Source organism: Vibrio sp. VP6, assembly GCF_028823755.1.
In the GTDB taxonomy this organism is placed as follows: Bacteria; Pseudomonadota; Gammaproteobacteria; order Enterobacterales; family Vibrionaceae; genus Vibrio; species Vibrio parahaemolyticus.
In genome coordinates, this window is the sequence record NZ_JAPEID010000005.1 from 166,394 (window position 1) to 184,317 (window position 17,924).

Here is a 17,924-nt window from a genome sequence, read left to right on the forward strand (position 1 = left end):
GACAATCTATGGATAACCAACACCAAGGTAACTTACTTGCATTGAGTAAGTTACTGAACTTTCTTCTCGTCTTTGGGTTTGCAGCATCGATGCTCGTGAATGTGGCCTTAGGTCTTAGCTTGGCGAAAACGTCATCAGAAAAGAGTCGAACTCTCGTTCCCCCTACGATTTCGCAAGCGTTTACGATTTCAGATACGGCCATTGATGCGCCTTACCTTCAGCTTATGGGGGAATTCTTTTTAAAGCTCAAGCTCAACGTGACGCCTGCGAATGTCACCAGGCAATACGGGCTCTTGCTTGAGTACGTACCAGCAAAAAACTGGTCGGCCATTCAACCGGTGTTAATCCAGGATGCCGAGCACCTTAAAAAGTACAACACGACCAGTCGCTTTGATGCCCTGCCCGGGCGAACCGAAATTTCGATTGAAAATAAGCAGTTCAAACAGACAGGTCACCTTACGAAAACCGTCGGCGACCGCACACTGCCACCAGAGCTTGTGACCTACACCGTTCAAATGGATTACAGCAATGGCGTGATTGAGCTTATTGGCATCAAGAAACAAGGAGCAAAAGAATGAAACCCTTATCATGGTTGATGAGCATGCTTATCGCCACTCTGAGCCCTTTCGCGTTAGCAAGTAATGTCCAAAAAGCCACGTTCCCCTTTGCTGACGGCGACACCATCCCCGTGAGTTTGTCGTCTGTGAACATTAATCGTCTTGTGGTCGAAGACGATAAAATCCTTAACATCACCTGCCCTCACGGTTTTTGTACCACTAACGGTATCCAAAAGGACAAAACGGGCTCGGTGTCCTTAAAGCTCAATGTCGCGCTCCCTTTTACCGCCCACGTTCTCACTCAAAAAGGGCGTCTTTTCGCGCTGTTCATTACCCCAAAAGCCACGCCAGGCATCGTCACTGCGTTTACCCCAACCGACCGCCACCTGTCCCAACCTTCCGTGTTTGAGCGCGGCTTTGATTATCCTTCGGCCATCGCTAACTTCACCAAAGCCATGATGACATGGAAAAAAAATGGCACACCGATTTCAGGATTTAGCCTTCATCCGGTAGACCCGAACACTTTACCGAAGAAGGACTCCTTACTGCCCGTCACTCCGCAAACCGTGTTCGTTGGCAGGGATTATTCGGGCATCATTTACGAGGTGAAGAACAAATCCAGTGACACCGTCACGCTCACAACCGCACAATTCTACAGTTATGCCGCTCGAAGCGCGGCGCTGGATACATTTGAGCTCAGCCCAAATCAAACCACACACCTGTATGTGGTGACAGGAGGAGGAGTGAATCATGCTCGATAACTGGAGAAAACGCCTGTTTAGTGACAAGGAGGGCGACTTTGAGCAAGGTGGCGAGATTAATCAGCGCACCGCATCGCGGAACAACACCGTCACCATTATCGCCGTCTCTGCCCTGCTCCTTGCCGCGCTAGGACTCTATAAATACACCAGACCGCCTGCGCCTTCACAAGAAGAAAACCATCAAGAGCCTGTCGAGTTTGGGGTCATTATTGAGCAAGATTTTGTCGAAAAAGACAACCAATCGGCGCTCACATTACAGCAAAACACGCTCTCTGGCTTAGAAAAGCAAATCGCAGAGTTAAGCAAATCGATGCGCACTCATAAAGAGGAAACACAACGTAAAATCGAGCAAGCAAAAGAGAAGACCGCTCGCTTAGTCGAAGAGCAAGTACGTGAAGAGTTTCGAAGTAAAGAAGCGCAGCTTCAAGCCCGTATTGATGAACTTGAACAAAGCACTTCGGAGCTCGTCAATACCGAGCCGTACAGTACCATTCATACTCAAGGAGCAATTAACGGCTCAGAAACGTTTGGGCAGCGCAAGCTTCCGCCTAGACCCATCGCATCAAGCAACGACAACCCTGACATCGCGCAGATGCAATATCAGCCCTCAGAGCAAATCCCTTTCAATCGCAATGAGTTTGATAGCTTTGATTTCTTTTGGGAAAGCGACGAAAAGACGTATCACCGCACCACTGAGAACTACGTACCGACCGGAACCTTTGTGACTGCCGTAGTGACCGGAGGCGCGGACACCAACGCTGGCGTTCTTGGCCAAGGAGACACGACACCAGTCGTATTCCAAACCATTCATGAGGGTATCTTGCCCAATGGTGAAAAGTCCAAGCTCAACAACTGCACCATTACAGGTTCATCCTACGGTGAGATATCGTCAAGCCGCGGCATTCTCCGCACTAACCGCTTAAGCTGTATCCAAGACGAAGGGCGTATCTTAGACGTCGCCATCAAAGGAACGGCGTTTAACTTTGGACGCAACGGCATACGTGGCACCACCATCTTAAAAAATGGCGAAATTGTTCAAATGGCAGGGATTGCCGGCATTTTGACTGGCATCGGTGAGACTGGTCAAGCGCTCTCACAAACCACTTCCACCTCAGCACTAGGCACAACCTCAAGCATCAACAGCCAAGATGCAGCGTTGAACTTGCTGGGCAATGCCACCTCAAGTGTGGGAGAAAAACTCTCCGATTACTACATCGGCCTTGCTGAGCTCTACCACCCCATCGTGGAAATCAACCCAGGCGCCGTTGTCAATATTGTCTTCTTAGAAGGATTCCCACTCGACCCACTCATGGCTGAAGAGTATGAACGCCAGCAACTCGCGGAGCAAAGCATGTCGAGTCAATCGAATCAAATCCTCGATGTGATCACCAATACTCCTCTTAATCCATTGGCGAACGAATTGTCTACACAAGGTATTGACGTTCCCCCAACGCCATTTGGCCGCAAATAAAGGAATAGGAATATGTTAAAACTGTCATCAATATTCTTTGCTGCGCTGCTCTTAACGGGTTGCGCGGCAGGTCTTGGCGAAGATTATAGCTGCACAAAAGTTGGCGGCGTACCAGGTTGTACCAGCATGGACGACGTCCGGCGAAATATCGCTCTCTACGCCGCTTCAGGAAACCAAACGTCGGTTGAGCAAGCTCACCGCGTACCCACAGACTTTATGACCTTACCGAGACGTACACGACAAGGTGAGCCGACCCGCACCGACGATGTAGTGAAAAAGGTCACCGTCTTCCCTTTTATTGATAAAAGCGGTCATTACGTAGATACCACCGATATCTACATCATCCTCGATGACAGCCGTTGGACAGGTCGCCCAGTACGCACCATTTGGAAGGACTGACTATGTTCATGAATTTCTTTTCAAAGCCCAAACCAGGTACGTTAGGGGCGTTTTATCAAGACGTCAAAAAGCATCAAAATCACTTCCATCATGAGCTCCCTTATCGCACCTTCGACAATGACACCAAGATTTTCCTCAATCAAGCATCCCATGGTATTGGTTTTAAACTCAACGTCTTAGGCGGCGCTAACGATGAGCTCATTCACTCTCTCAATAAATTAGTGTGTGAGTTTCCGCAAGGGGATAAATGGGATTACCAACTGTCGCTGTTTGGCCACAACAAAGTGGCGCATTACATTGAAGCCAATCAGGCGCTCATGAGTAAGCGTGGGGGTATTTGTGAAACCCTCGCCGTTAAGGAGGCGCAATACGCGCAATTTGCCGCCACACAAGGATTTTTCCACAAACAACGACATCATTTTGATCTGCGTGACTATGAAGCGTACTTCTTTGTCTCCACCACAACCAAAGACGACGAAGCGCTGTGCGACTTACGCGCAACCATTGAAACGGCCTTCAGCCAACTTGGTATTGACACTCAAAGACTCACCCCAGAGGGACTGATCACCTTTACTGGCGACTTCTTAAACTTTGATTCGATGCAAGATCGTCCTATCGAGCGCACCTACAACCGCTATGATCCCATTAATCAACAGGTGATGTCGGCTGATACCGAGCTGCTTATTCGTCGTGATCATGTTGCCACTCGTCATACCAATCATTTTGGCTCTGAAACAATAGGCCGCACCGTCTGTATGGGACTGGCTCGAACCCCAAGCGACTTTCGACTCTACGCGTTACCTGAGTGCTTTGCATCAATCCGCAATATCGCCCGGCATGTCACGTGTCCTCACGTCCTGACTTTAAACTTTCGACAAGAAGTGACGGGAAACTTTGAGCATGACAATAACCGCAAGATTTCCGATCTCACCAAAACGGTAGGCTCGTCTCTGGCCATGATCATGCCAAATGCCAAAGATGAACTGGAAGAGCGTAAAGGGCTGCAAAAAGGACTCAGTGACAAAGAGTTTACCATCAGCTCAATGGTGCTCAATTTAACTCTGTTTACCAATCAAGCCCATCAGCGTCGTGACGTTCAGGCCGCCAAAGAAGCGTTTTCCGCTACTGGCCTCGATATCCGTCCTCAAATTATGTTGCAAACGCAAAGCCTGCTGACAGCCCTGCCCTTTACCATGAGCGAAGGGTTATGGCGAGATTGTGGCGTCGCGGGCAAAGTACGCTCGATGAAAAGCTCAAACCTCGTCAACTTCTTCCCTATCGTGCTGGATGTTAAACGCATGACCGGAGGCTTGTTGCTACCGACCATGCGTGGCCAACTTTCGTTTTTTGACCCGTTCAACTGTGGCAGTGACAATAAGAATATTGCTTTAACAGGCGGCTCTGGCGCAGGAAAAAGCTTCTTCGTGCAAAGCATGGCCAAGTCGGTTTATGCGTATGGAGGGAAATGCTGGATTTTAGATAAAGGCGCCAGTTACAAAAAGCTCACGCTTATGCTCGGCGGCTCCTACCTCGATCACCGAAACATCTACCTCAATCCATTCACTCACCTTGGTAAAGTGATGGACAGCGCATCACGTGCCAAAGAAACCCTGCAATTTGTCAACGACGATGGGCAACATGAAAACGTAGATCCCATCAAAGAAGCACTCAGTAACATTACCGCGCTGTTTGCCACTATCGCCTCGCCTTATCAAGAGCTAGAAAGCTACCAGATGGCGGTCCTTGGTGATGCCATCATTCGCGCTTGGGAGCGAAAACACACGAAAACCTTGGTGGACGATGTTCAAACCGCCTTGTTCGAGCTGTCAAAAGAGTATAACGATGATCGCCGTATCCATGACATCGCCGTGCAGTTGAACAAATATTGCAGCAACGGTATTTACGGCGACACCTTTAATAAACCGTCCATGCTCGACCCAAACATCGACATCACCACCTTAGAGCTCGATGGTTTCAACGAAGACGTTCTGCGTCCGGTCATTTTTGCACTGATTGTCTCTATCAACCAACAAATGTACCTGTCTGGCTCTCGCTCTACGCCTAAGATGTGCATCATTGAAGAGGCGTGGAGTTTGATGAGTGGCGCTAACGCCCAGACCCGAACCTTCATCAATACTGGTTATCGCACAGCACGTAAGTTTGGCGGCTCATTTTGCACCGTTACTCAAGGCATTATCGACTTCTTTGCCAATGAAGAAGCCCGGGCCAGTTACGACAACAGCGATATCCATATGGTTCTGAGACAAGGTGACGGCTTCGATAAATTCTTAACCGACAACCCGAAAGCGTTCTGTGAGATGGAAGAGCGGATCATTAAAAGTTTTCCGCGAGCCAGTGACGCAGGTTACAGCTGTGTTCGCGTCAAAGCCGGTGGGCATACCTCGTATCACCGCATGTTCTCCGACCCTTTTTCACGCGCCTGTTTAAGCACTGAGCCTCATGAGTTTGAGTTCTGCGAAAACCTGATGAATAAAGGCATGCCGCTCATGGAGGCCATTAACGCCACCGCTGAGCACTTTTATGGTAAGGAGATTGCCGAATTTGAACACGCGCTCAAAGCTAAGGAGTCCGTATGAAGCAGTCATTTTCATTGATTGCGATGATGGTGAGCATCAGCGTGCTTTCGACGCTGGCAACGCACACTTTTATCGAACCTTCCTCTCCCCCAACCTTTGTCAGTATGGATGTGAAAAGCACACTCAATGCCTATCACCAAGCGCTCATTCAAAAAGAGATGAGCCTTGAAGAGCAAACTAAGCGCTTAACGCAGTTTGCCGACATTATGCACGAAGAAATCGAGGCGTATAACGCGCAGCACAACACCATTGCGTTAGTCAGTGCGGCTGTCGTTGGCGGAGCCGTGGATATCACCCCTCAAATCCAACGTTCAATCATCACCCGCTACCAAGACAAGGAGTGACTATGAAAAGAATGACGGCGCTCGCCCTATGGGGCGCTGCGCTCTTATTTCAGCCCCATGCTGGAGCCAAAGATTTAGGTCGTATCGGGGCGACCTTCCCTATCGGTGAAATCGATATGCTGGTCTGGATAAAGCAGCGTTTAAAGGGGTTTGAACAATCGGGCAAACTGGCGAGTATGCAGCAAGAATTTGCTCAAAGAGTCGCTGAGAGTGTTGAGACCCCGCCGCCACTCACACTCACCACAACCACGACACCTAGCAGCTTTTTCGTCGATCCCAGTTTGACGTTAGCCCGAGACTTAAGCGATGCCAAAGGCCAGATCTTTGCGAAAGCAGGTATACGCATTAACCCTTTTGATACGAACACTTGGCCCGAGCAAAGCCGCCCCCCAAACCAATTTGAGTACTCTCATGTTTTGATCTTCTTTGATGCGCGCGATGAGCAGCAAATAGCCTTTGCTCAGACTTTTGAATCAACGAAGCCCATTAAGTGGGTGCTAACAGGTGGCAGCCCGAATGCGGTCGCAGAACGCCTCAACAGTCGCATTTACTTTGACCAACAAGGTGATTTATCGAAAAAAATGCACATCAAAGCCGTACCAAGTTTGGTTGAGCAGTCCGGTATCAACTGGAAAGTGACAGAGTTTGACGTCAGCAACGAGGAGCCCAAACCATGATAAACCGTCTCGGCTTAATATTGATGCTATTAGGAACCTTACTTTCAAGCTCTATTGCTCAAGCAAAAGCAACGTGCTCAGGGCACTTTATTAACCCTATCAGTGATATTTGCTGGAGTTGTATGTTTCCGATGACCGTAGGCTCTGTGCCTGTCATTCCCTCAAATTATCCTGACACTCGCAACCCGACGATGCCTATCTCATACTGCCCCAAACCACCGCCCATTTTTGTGCAAATCGGCCTTAATATTGGCTATTGGGAGCCTTATGCACTCACCGATGTTACGAGAGTACCTTACTGCATGGTCAACATGGGAATGGAGTTAAGCGGTGCGAACAAGCAACGAATAGGAGGGCGCACCACCGCGAGAGAGTCTGGCAGCAGTGACGGCGGATTTTATCATGCTCATTGGTACAAGTACCCGATCATTTACTGGCTCCAGTTAATGCAATCAACGGCCTGTATGGCCACCGACGCCTTTGACATTGCCTATCTGACAGAGCTTGATCCGCTTTGGGATGATGATGAGCTGTCTTTCATCTTAAACCCCGAAGCGATTTTATTTGGCAATCCCATCGCGCAACTCGCCTGCATTCCCGAAGCGATAGCGACCACCACGAACTCAGTCTTGCCTTTTGATGCTTTATTTTGGTGTTTAGGCTCTCAAGGCAGCGCCTACCCATTAACAGGCAACACCAATTACCGAGATACGCCAGTCCAAGCGGGTACGATCATCATGGAAAGATTGAATTACAAACTGCACAGACAAGGCATTGTCTGGGAAACGAGTGGCGAAGATGGTGCGATTTGTTATCAATACCCAACGCCTATTTTACCTAAGTCTCGTTACCGCTATCAGATGAGCGCCCCTATTCCCGATGCAGGATGGTGCCACCCTTACACCACCACCACCGCGATATGGGAGATGGGACACGATAACCCGACCACTGGCGATAACTTTGGTTATGTCCAATGGCGTAAGCGTAACTGCGTCTTTTTATAAGGAAGCGTGAAGTGAAAGACATCTATAGATTTTCATCGGCTACTAAGCAACCAGAAATCTCAGGCGACACACTCATTGATTTTTTGGTTCAGTGCGACATTCAAGGTGCTTACTTCCAATTTCCACCATCAATGGACAGGCGTCAGCTTAAAGCACTCACTCACCCCCTCGATCCCAAGTATTTTGAGGCAACTTCCACCGTCTCGCTTAACCCTAATGCATTTTTCACTGCCATGAACCACCAAGACCAACAACCCTTTCCTTGCCAAGTATGTCGGCAATGCGCACCGAGTTTATTTAAACACTATGGCGATAATATGGTGGGTAGCAGTTGGTGCAGTCAGTGCCATGAGCAAAAGGATTGTTTAGATGTAGCGCTCATTGAGCACTATCGAAAGCGCGGCATCCATGATGAAACAATATGCCATCAACTACCAAAATCACGGTGGGGTTCTTGTGGTGCTGCGTATCAGTCGTTTGAAGATATCGAGGCGGCATATCAACCGCTGTTTGAGGCGGCGAGGAAAAATATGCATCTAAGAACACTCGACCAATCACCGTTCGATGATGCCCAACATCTGGATTAAAATATGAACAAACTTTTACGCGGTTTCTCTTTAAGACCAACGCCCCCTGTAGAACACCTATTGTGCTTCTTACAACAATGCCAAACTCAGGGTGGGCAACTCATCTTCTCCCATAGTGCCACCAATGATTTCAATCGAAAACGCGACGTTACAGCATTACTTAAGCCGCTGTGCTTATCGCGCCATGACAAAAAAACACTCATCAACGAGTACTTGATCCCGCTCTCTCAGTTTAATCTCACCGCGAATGACATATTTACGGCACTGAGAAAGAAAGACCAACCAGCCTTTCCTTGCCAGGTCTGTGATAACTGCGCCCCAGGGCTATTTAAATACTATGGTTATCAAGTGGCCGACACAAACTGGTGCAGCCAATGTTTTGAGAAAGGGGAATGCCTTGATGCTCCATTAATTGAGCACTACCGAAAATACGGCATTGATGACTACACCATCTGGCGATATCTCCCGAGGAAACGATACCGAAGCGAGGCTTGCCCTCTTCACTTAAGATACCAATCCATTGAAGACATCAAGAACGATCACAAATCGATATTCGATGCTTTTGAGGCCAAACAAAGACTTGAGTTAAATCTTTACAATGCAATGCCTTAAGCTCTTTATTTCATGGCTCACAAGAATATATTAAAACTTGTGAGTGTAAAGAATATTAAATTAATAGCGAGGAATGGCGTTTCCTCCCCTCCTTTGAGGAAACGCCAGAACATTAGATGATATCCATTCGATCATGTTTAATCATGTTAATGCCCCTGTTTTATAATCATTTTGCTCTGGCTAACATCGGTTATACTCAAGACGAGCTCAAAGCGCTCGCTAAGCTCGAACAACAAGTCGTTTCACAAGCGCCCTCTCTACAGACTCAACAAGTCATAGAAACGCAGCAGCAAACTAGCACCCAATTTATTGAGCATGCTAGGCAGCAAGCGATACAGTGGCAGGAGAAGCTCACCCCAAGCTCGCTACGAGGAATTACCAATATTCCCACACCGACCGAAAACCCAAATGCAGCCCCTACGGGTGTCATGGTGTTCGTCTCTCTGACCATGCCGGAAAGCAGCCTCAAAGCCTTATTGAGGCAAAGCGAGGTTTGGCAAGTGCCTTTGGTTATTCGAGGCGTGTTACCTGACGGCTTTACGGCCACAGCTAACACCATTCAATCCCTCCTACAAACAAACGAAAAAAAACCGATTAACAGCGGATTCGCCATCAGTCCAGAGTGGTTTCAAACCTTCAACATTCAAGAAGTACCCACGTTCGTTGCGGTAAAGCCTGGGCGCTGCTTACCCAAGCAAGCCTGTAGTGAAAGTGATTACGACATCGTAAAAGGCAACGTATCTCTACCTGACGCATTAGAGCACCTTGCGAAGGGAGATAATCCTGATGTGGTTCGCCAAGTGCTCCAAAGGAGAAAACAATGAAAGCCGTCATCGCCGTGTGTTTATCGTGGCTTCTCACTGCTCACGCCATGGCCTCCAACCTCACTATTGCAGAGCAAGAAAAGCAGTATCAAGATAACCTAGGTTGGGCGCAAAGCGCTCAACAAGGTATTACCACTAAGGCCAATGGCAATCTGAATATCGCAGATTATTGTGATGATGCTGAGTGTGTCCACCAAGTGAATAATCCGCCACAAAAAGGACTCAATGACAGACCGCTGAGTACGTTTCCAACGACACTGCAGGAGCCATACAGGATAACTTTAATGAAGGCCGGCCAAACGTAAAGTCCGATCCCACATACCAATATGCCCTACTTGGCCAGGAAAATGCGTATGAAATTACCCACGGCATCTCTAACGCCTATGTGGATTGTGAGAGTGGAACTCAATGTGTCATCGAGCACACGCCAAGACAGTGTAACGCCCCCACTGACGCCCTAGTGCCGTGTGACAAAGTCCCCACAGCCACCGCCCAAATTGGTGAGGTCATATACACTTGCCCGGACGGGTGGGCGAAAGAAGGAATGGTATGCAAGAAAACTCTCAAGCAGTGTCGATACCACAAAGACCGTGATTTTGTTCGTCAGACAACGGGCACCTTTTGGTGCAAGATTTTTGGCGAAACATGGAAGTGGAACAACTCCGACGTACGAAAAAAACCAGGTTACAGCCAAGGCTCGCACGTCTCATCAAGAAAAAGTGGAGAGTGTGAGCATCACCGATACCAAATATGTGGTCCTGTAACCCAAACCCAGCCTGTTGTGCTGACATGCACTGAGGGTTATACCTTATCCGGTGGCAACTGCATCAAGAACACCTTTACATGGAGCACTAACTGCTCGCTCCTAACCACTTGCCAGCCCGTCAGTGAAACTTGCGTTGAAGGTCAAGAAACTCGCATCGTTAATGGCGTTCCGACCACTCTCGATTGCTGGAGATACCAAGTTAACCACCAATGCGATCTGCCGGATACATGCACCAGCCTTGCCAGTGATTGTGAGACGACCTCAAGCCGTTGCAGTCTGATGCAAAATGGCGTCTGTGTAGAGCAAGAGCTTCAAAAGTCATGCCCTCAAAAAAATTGCAGCACCACTAATTTGCAATGTCTCGGCACAACCTTCTGTCTCGATGGTGATTGTTATAACGGCACCCCCACGCAATCTCAGGACTTTAATGAATCAGCATCTGGGTTAGCGGCGATATCAGAAGCCGCCGAAGGGTTAGGCGATCCTCCTTTAATTTTCACAGGCAAAGCCATGAAGTGCACTGATAAGGCGTTTGGCTTTGCCGATTGTTGTAAAGACAAAGGCTGGGGCGTTGGGATTGGTTTGGCGGAGTGCAGCAGCACAGAGCAAGCATTGGGCGAGGCCAAAGAGCACGGGTTAACCGTCTATCTTGGCTCGTATTGCGCGAGCAAAGTACTCGGAGCTTGTACCCGCAAGAAAAAAACTTATTGCGTGTTCGACAGTAAACTCGCACGCATCATTCAAAACCAAGGCGTTAAGGGGCAGTTGGGGCTGAGTATGGGCTCAGCTAAACGCCCAACTTGCAACGCGATTACCCCAGAGCAATTGCAAGAGATTAACTTTGAGCACATCGACTTTTCTGATTTCTATGAAGATATGCACGATAACACGAACCTTCCTTCCGCCACCGAAATCCAAAACCGCCTGCAAAGTGCGTATGGACAATAATCCGTACCTAAAGGAAACGATTATGAAAAGCTTACACAAGACAAAATCGGTCGGGTCATTGGTACTGTTTACCTGGGCGTTAACTTACGCCCACCTAACCTTTGCCAGCCCGACCACCCCAAAAGGCTGGAAATGGTATAACGAACTAAAAGCCTACCCAACGGCACCAAAGCCAGTGCCCACATCGCTGCCCTCAAATACAAAAACCACCGTGATGAGCGCCACTCAGCAGATGCAGTGGTTTCATCAGACTTATGAGGAGGTAAAGGCGGATGCCACCATTAACCCCGATGATGAACAGAAATATCTCAAACTGATGCAGCTCAATCACTTTATCGGTGAAAAGACGGCCCAAACAGGTATGACGTTTAAAAAACTGCTTCTCAAGTATCCAGAGTACTCCTACGTCAAAGATCGCCCTGTGGAGCAAGCCGCGAGAAGTACCTATCACCAACAAGAGCGCCAAAAGAAAATCGACATGGTGGACAAAATGAAAAACGAGGGTTGGGGCTTTTTCTTTGTCTATGAAGGTGACGATCCACTCACTCAGAGTCTGGCTCCCTCAATGCAGCAATTTGCCGATACGTACAACCTTGAACTGCTCGGTGTGAGTAATGACGGCGTGTTTATCGACAACATCCGTCAAAATCGCCTCAATAATGACAAAGTTGTCGTGCCGTTTACCCCAGCCCTGATCTTGGTCAATCCAACCACCTCAGAGTTTAAACCCCTCGCTTACGGGTTTATTTCACAAAACGATTTGTTGGGACGGTTCTATAACGTCGCGACCAATTACCAATCCCCTGACTTTTAACGCCACACAGGAAGAAAAACTATGCTCAAACGTGCGCTCTTTTTCCTTTTATTCATAACCACGGCCTCGCCCACGTATGCCGTCATGCTAGATCAGTATGCGATGGTCTTTTTCTATCGCAGTGACTGCCCTTACTGCCATAAGTTTGCCCCTAAGTTCAAAACCTTTACTCAGCAAGCGCAACTACAAACTTACGTCTTCTCACTCGATAACCGACCGATCACAGAGTATCCCGTGCCTATTCCAGCCACACCAGAAATCAGCCAACTGTTCTTTGAGAGCCCAAGAAACATCACGGTTCCGGCGACATTTTTAATCAACGTCAACAGCCGAAAGTTTGTCAAGGTATCGATTGGGGATGTGACTTACGACGAACTCGAACAAAGCGTCAAAGGTATATTGAGTGACAGAGCCCTATTGGAGGCAATGCAGTGAACCCGTTACTTCGAGTAAAAAGCACTGAGTAAAATCATGGCAAGAAGAAACAACCACAGCCAAGGGCACACGTGGAGCATCCCCCACACACTTCGCCCGATTTCATAGATGAACTCCACTCATCCCCCCGTAACCACATAAAGAGTCAGGCAATGTTAACCCATTGAGCCGTCTCAAAGATACGTCCTCATCACATAAGGATATCTCAACATGCACGCATGGTTATCCACATTTTCTGTGGAAAAAACGCGCTGGCCATTGACCTGCCTCACTTTGTCGTTGGTCCTCACGCATCCCGCCCACGCCACAGGGGTGAGCGGCTCACTGGACAGTTTTTTCAATGATCTGGGCTATCACACGAATGTGTCCAGCCCAAACGCTTACAAAGGCCAAGCTGCCAACTACTATAATGGTGGTTCGCTATACGTTCGCTCCCCAATCAAGAACGCCCAATTAGTCTCAGCCACCGTCCCTTCTGTGAGTATGGGCTGTGGCGGTATCGATGCCTTTATGGGAGGGTTCAGTCACATTAACTCAGACCAACTGGTTCAGTTTGGCCAAGCGGTCGTCCCAAATGCGGTGCCGTTTGCCGTCGATTTAGCGCTGCAAACCTGGGCGCCTCAAATCAAGCAAATCCGAGACAACTTACAAAACATTGCCGATAAATGGCTCAACCAATCCATCAACTCATGTGAAACCGCACAAGCCGCCGTGAGTGGCCTTGCGGTCGCGTTTGACAACCCTCAAACGAAAAAGCACATCTGCGCGACCATGGGCACCCACAACAATGCCTTCTCGGATTGGGTCGCCGCGCAGCAAGAGTGTGGTGTAGGCGGTCAGGCTAATGCCCAACTGGCGAATGCGCGAAACAACCCCGCTCTGGAAGACCTAACCCAGACCAACCACAACATCGTGTGGTCAGCGACGCTCAAAAACAGCTTTCTCTCCAGTGATACGGCGCTCGCGGAATTTCTCATGAGCTTATCGGGTACGTACATCTATGACGCCAGTGGTCAGCCTCGCTATTACGCAAGCTTGCTGGCCGACAACAATAACTTGGTTCAAGCGTTACTCGAAGGCGGCGAGGTGTCTTATTACCGCTGTGATAACACAGACCGTAAGCATTGTTTAAACCCAAGTCAGGCAACCTTAACGTTAGCCTCATCAAAAGGGCTTCAAGAGCGCATTCGAACTCTTTTGGAGCAACTTTACACAGCGATTGCCAACGACAGCGCATTAACGAGCATCCAAAAGTCGTTTCTTGAGTACACCGAGACCCCGATACAAGCCATTTTCATCAGTGCGACACGCGCTAACCGTTACCCAAACTTTGCGGCTTACTCACGACTCATTTCTATTGAGTTACTCAATCGCTACTTAGCGAATATGCTAAACGTTGTGCAGACCTCACTGGCGAACACGCAAGTCAACCATAAAGACATTGCACTTATTACTCGCGATATCGACAGAGCAAAACGCTTCACCGATGGGTTGGCCGACAAAGCCACTAAACAACTGCTTGAGCAAGAGCAGCTTATCCAAGCGCATAAAAGCAATGACCAAAAAGCCTGGCAAAAACTGAGCGAACAGCTCCAACAAAACTTAACTTTCGGGGAATAACTCATGACACTCGAATACTACGTTTACACCCAAGGCGCGACACTTCAACGCGCACTCAACGCCATTGCGGCGTTCTTTCAATCGGCCAGTTTTGCCTCCATGACTTCCATCGCCTTAATGATTGGGGCGATAATGACCATGGTGCTTTTCTTTGCCACTCGCAACACCAAACACATTTATATTTGGGCGATTGTCTTTACGCTGGTTCCATCGATGCTGCTGCAACAAACCGCACGTGTCCAAATCATCGATAAAACCGAACCAAGCGGCGTCTATTCGGTAGACAATGTGCCTTATCTTGTCGCCGTCCCCACTTGGTTTTTCAGCACCATGATGATGGGTGTAACCGAAGCCGTTGAAACCATCTTCATGACCACCGACGATAAACGTTACGGCCGGACAGGCATGATGTTTGGCTCAGAGTTGTATCAATTATCCAGACAAGCGGATTTAAGAGACATTGAAGTACGCCGAACCTGGAATGACTTTTTCAAAAACTGCATCATTGGCGACATCGAAATCAATCGTAAATACACCTGGAAAGCCCTACTGAGCGCCCCTGATATTTGGGGTTTTCTGGATGGACAATCAATGAGCCCTCTTCGCGGCGTCATGATAAACGGCATGAGTCAGGACTTTAAAACCTGCCGTGAAATTTACCCGGACTTAAAAAGCCAGTTCGGCGTTGCGTCTGCAGACGAGCTTGACCTGATTGGCACGTATCTTCACGGCGCAAAAGCGGCAACCTACGCCCCTCACGTTCGCAATGCGCTGCAAAACAGTTATCAGGACTTTATTGGCATCAGCAATAACGCCGTGGACGTGCTTAAACAAAATATGACGATAAATGCGATGCGCCGCAGCATTCACGCACTCAACCCGAATGCCAGTGCCATGAACTACGCCTATACCTCCAACAAAATGCAGCAAACCTCGATGTGGGCAACACTTGGCATGCAAGCACGTGAGTTCATTCCCATGATGCATACCATGCTGTTTTTCCTGTTCAGTTGCTTAAGCTTTATGATTGCCGCCGCTGCGCTCATTCCAGCGCTCACCAAAATGGTTTTGGTGAACTACGTCAAAACCTTTGCCTATTTAGCGACCTGGCCTCCGCTGTTTGCGATTTTAAATGTCCTGATGGTTTGGCCATTGGAAATGACTTCATCTGCCACCGCTGACCCCATGAATGGCCTCTCACTTTCGAACGCCAATGCCCTTGATGAGCTCCATACGCGCTTTGGCTACATGGCGGGCTTTCTTATGATGACCATTCCGGTTTTGGCCGGAAAAGTGCTGCAAGGAGGCGTTGCCGCAGCGCAAGCCATGAACTATCAGTTAGCAGGAATGATAAACAGCACCAACGCACGAGTCTCCGCGGCCAGTTCAACCGGTAATATGGACTTTGGTAACTTGCAGATGCAAAACCACAGTTTCAATAACACCAGTGCCAATAAATTTGATGACAACGTACTACTGAGAACGGGCATGGCAACCATACAGCAGCAAGATGGCGCTTCTATCACTACATTGCAAAATGACAGTGGACGCCGACTCTATAATGCTCAGGAAGCCGAGTCTAAACCGATTTGGCAAGCGCAAGCCTCGACCATGTTGCAAAACAGCGTCAGTGACCAATACTCCAGTGCCCTGACCGCGCAAAAGCAGAGTATGAACACCTTCACGGATAACTACTCAAACAGCATGCAGCAAAGCGACCGCTGGAATGATAACTGGTCACGCAGTCTCTCGTATGGGGATGGCCACAGCACCTCTACCGAAGGTCAAATCAGCCAATCTTACTCGAAGATGGAATCGGCCATCGATAACATCTCGCAGACGATGGGTTGGACACATGACCAAGCCAGAGCGTATGCCACTGCCGCCAGTACGGGAATTGAAGTGAGCACTCCAGGCAGTTGGATGGGATTTGGGGCTAAAGCGGGCGTCAACTGGAGTACCGACCAACGTGAGGCGTACAGCAACATGAACGCTGAGCAGAAACAAGCCCTTGAGCAAGCAACGCAGCAATACAGTGAGGGGGCAACCTCAATGGAGCGAGCGGGTCGAACCATTGATACCAAAGAGAACCGCAGCGCAGTGGAGCAATACGCCCATGACTTTGCGCTTAACCATCAACGTCTGCAAAGCAGTGCGGCTTCTGTCAGTGAGTCCAATGCGGAAGTGGCGAGCTTACAAAACATTCAATCTCGCCTTGATACCGATTCGGTGAACTTTAGCGCCAGTGCGGTAACGGGTTTCCAGAATTATTTAGAAAAAGCTCTTCAATACGAGGATAACGACGTAGCCCGCCTCATGAACGCCACTAAGCCGGAAGATTTGATGGAAGTACGCAATCAATTTAACGAATACACTCGCAGTGATGCATTTCAAAATGCCTTTGGGGTCTCAACCTCAAAAAGTGATATCGATGATTTAGGCAAACTGTATCAGCCTAACAACTTAAGCGAGACTCCGACGTTATCACCAGAGCAACAACATGGAGTCAACATTGGCGCAACCAATGCCAAGAATAAAATCGACGAAGTGACCATCGATATGATCAACTACAACGGAAGTGACGGACTTTATAACCATGATGTGTATCGTAATGTAAAGGGCAATACATTAGTCGCCGGAGGGCACATGCAAAACGAAGCGGATCAACCTGTGACACCCACGACGGACTCAAACTCGGATGTAGCCAAAACCGTCCAAGACCATCTCGTGACACCGCCACAGATGGATACGAACAGACCCTCTCATACGGGGTATCAATTGTATGATTCCAATTCCAAAAACCGCGAATAGATAACACTGTTTATTTATACAGCCCTTCATTTGATGTTATTATACCCACTGAATGAAGGGCTATTTACGGAGAACACAGTTGAATAAGATACTAACCGTCATTTTAAGCTTGCTGTTCATCGCTCCAACCTGGGCGCAGGACAACACTTGGCGCAAAAGCCCAGAGCTTAACGCTCTGATTGCTGAATTAAAGCAACACTATGCTTCCAATGATTTGTCTGACTTTCGTCATGAGCAGATGACTCAAGTCGATAACCTGTCCTTTTTTATTCAGTACATCGATAAGCCTGATACGCCTGAATACAAACTGCTTAAGGCGTATTTGTGGGGCGTGCAACAATCCTATATCAACGGGGTTAATCGACAGATCAAAACTAATGTCGTGCCATGGTTTTGCCCTAAAGGGGGCTTAAAAAATGTTAGTCATAACGCCGAAAACCCTACCCAATTCATTGAAAATATCATTTGGTGGTCATTAGAGCGAGACATACAGTTGAACCCTAAGAGATATCAGCAATATGAAGGAGCTGCTGCGTTTGGTTACTTATCAGGGATAATAGTTTACGGCCTACAAACAAAATACCCTTGTTACGATCAAGTACCTCAAGCTCATCAAATGAAAGGGTGGGTTTACTAACCATTTTACTCCATAGCCGCATTGCTAAAAAACACTAACCTCATTTTCCTATCCACTGCG

Annotated in this window: 18 protein-coding genes; all 18 read left to right on the top strand. The window is 48.3% G+C overall.

Annotation, left to right across the window (positions count from 1 at the left end; all coding sequences use genetic code 11):
- Positions 1-8 precede the first annotated feature (8 nt).
- On the top strand, positions 9-578 hold the full coding sequence (gene traE / locus OU793_RS05485; RefSeq protein WP_108653714.1) for a type IV conjugative transfer system protein TraE: 570 nt from the start codon (positions 9-11) through the stop codon (positions 576-578).
- A complete protein-coding gene (gene traK, locus OU793_RS05490; protein ID WP_108653713.1) occupies positions 575-1,318 on the top strand; it encodes a type-F conjugative transfer system secretin TraK in 744 nt (247 codons plus the stop codon). The genes traE and traK overlap by 4 nt, the downstream gene beginning before the upstream one ends.
- Positions 1,308-2,789, top strand: a complete 1,482-nt coding sequence (locus tag OU793_RS05495; RefSeq protein WP_108653712.1) for a TrbI/VirB10 family protein — start codon at positions 1,308-1,310, stop codon at positions 2,787-2,789. The genes traK and OU793_RS05495 overlap by 11 nt, the downstream gene beginning before the upstream one ends.
- A gap of 12 nt (positions 2,790-2,801) precedes the next feature.
- Entirely contained in the window at positions 2,802-3,188 is a 387-nt protein-coding gene (traV, locus tag OU793_RS05500; protein WP_108653711.1) for a type IV conjugative transfer system lipoprotein TraV, read from the top strand.
- Between the two features lie 8 nt (positions 3,189-3,196).
- A complete protein-coding gene (gene traC, locus OU793_RS05505; RefSeq protein WP_108653742.1) occupies positions 3,197-5,785 on the top strand; it encodes a type IV secretion system protein TraC in 2,589 nt (862 codons plus the stop codon).
- Positions 5,782-6,129 carry a type-F conjugative transfer system protein TrbI gene (trbI, locus tag OU793_RS05510; RefSeq protein WP_029863998.1) on the top strand — a complete coding sequence of 116 codons (348 nt, stop codon included), beginning with the start codon at positions 5,782-5,784 and terminating at the stop codon, positions 6,127-6,129. Before traC ends, trbI begins: the two co-directional genes overlap by 4 nt.
- A gap of 2 nt (positions 6,130-6,131) precedes the next feature.
- Positions 6,132-6,806: a type-F conjugative transfer system protein TraW gene (gene traW, locus OU793_RS05515; RefSeq protein WP_029863997.1), complete on the top strand. Its 675-nt coding sequence runs from the start codon at positions 6,132-6,134 to the stop codon at positions 6,804-6,806.
- Entirely contained in the window at positions 6,803-7,810 is a 1,008-nt protein-coding gene (gene traU, locus OU793_RS05520; protein WP_108653710.1) for a conjugal transfer pilus assembly protein TraU, read from the top strand. Before traW ends, traU begins: the two co-directional genes overlap by 4 nt.
- A gap of 11 nt (positions 7,811-7,821) precedes the next feature.
- A complete protein-coding gene (locus tag OU793_RS05525; protein ID WP_108653709.1) occupies positions 7,822-8,397 on the top strand; it encodes a hypothetical protein in 576 nt (191 codons plus the stop codon).
- A gap of 3 nt (positions 8,398-8,400) precedes the next feature.
- Positions 8,401-9,009, top strand: a complete 609-nt coding sequence (locus tag OU793_RS05530) for a hypothetical protein (protein WP_108653708.1) — start codon at positions 8,401-8,403, stop codon at positions 9,007-9,009.
- A 143-nt stretch (positions 9,010-9,152) separates the two neighbouring features.
- On the top strand, positions 9,153-9,833 hold the full coding sequence (gene trbC, locus OU793_RS05535; protein WP_236578051.1) for a type-F conjugative transfer system pilin assembly protein TrbC: 681 nt from the start codon (positions 9,153-9,155) through the stop codon (positions 9,831-9,833).
- Positions 9,830-10,138, top strand: coding sequence for a hypothetical protein (locus OU793_RS05540; protein ID WP_274647734.1), 309 nt, complete (start codon positions 9,830-9,832; stop codon positions 10,136-10,138). The genes trbC and OU793_RS05540 overlap by 4 nt, the downstream gene beginning before the upstream one ends.
- Entirely contained in the window at positions 10,102-11,547 is a 1,446-nt protein-coding gene (traN, locus tag OU793_RS05545; protein WP_274647736.1) for a type-F conjugative transfer system mating-pair stabilization protein TraN, read from the top strand. Before OU793_RS05540 ends, traN begins: the two co-directional genes overlap by 37 nt.
- A gap of 22 nt (positions 11,548-11,569) precedes the next feature.
- Complete coding sequence (gene traF / locus OU793_RS05550; protein ID WP_236578052.1) at positions 11,570-12,361, top strand: type-F conjugative transfer system pilin assembly protein TraF; 792 nt, start codon at positions 11,570-11,572, stop codon at positions 12,359-12,361.
- 21 nt (positions 12,362-12,382) lie between these two features.
- Positions 12,383-12,796 (top strand): type-F conjugative transfer system pilin assembly thiol-disulfide isomerase TrbB, encoded by a 414-nt coding sequence (gene trbB / locus OU793_RS05555; protein ID WP_108653704.1) that lies wholly within the window; start codon positions 12,383-12,385, stop codon positions 12,794-12,796.
- A gap of 210 nt (positions 12,797-13,006) precedes the next feature.
- Positions 13,007-14,416 carry a conjugal transfer protein TraH gene (locus OU793_RS05560; RefSeq protein ID WP_274647735.1) on the top strand — a complete coding sequence of 470 codons (1,410 nt, stop codon included), beginning with the start codon at positions 13,007-13,009 and terminating at the stop codon, positions 14,414-14,416.
- Between the two features lie 3 nt (positions 14,417-14,419).
- A complete protein-coding gene (locus OU793_RS05565) occupies positions 14,420-17,227 on the top strand; it encodes a conjugal transfer protein TraG N-terminal domain-containing protein (RefSeq protein WP_108653702.1) in 2,808 nt (935 codons plus the stop codon).
- Between the two features lie 79 nt (positions 17,228-17,306).
- Positions 17,307-17,864, top strand: a complete 558-nt coding sequence (locus tag OU793_RS05570) for a hypothetical protein (RefSeq protein WP_108653701.1) — start codon at positions 17,307-17,309, stop codon at positions 17,862-17,864.
- Positions 17,865-17,924: the final 60 nt, after the last annotated feature.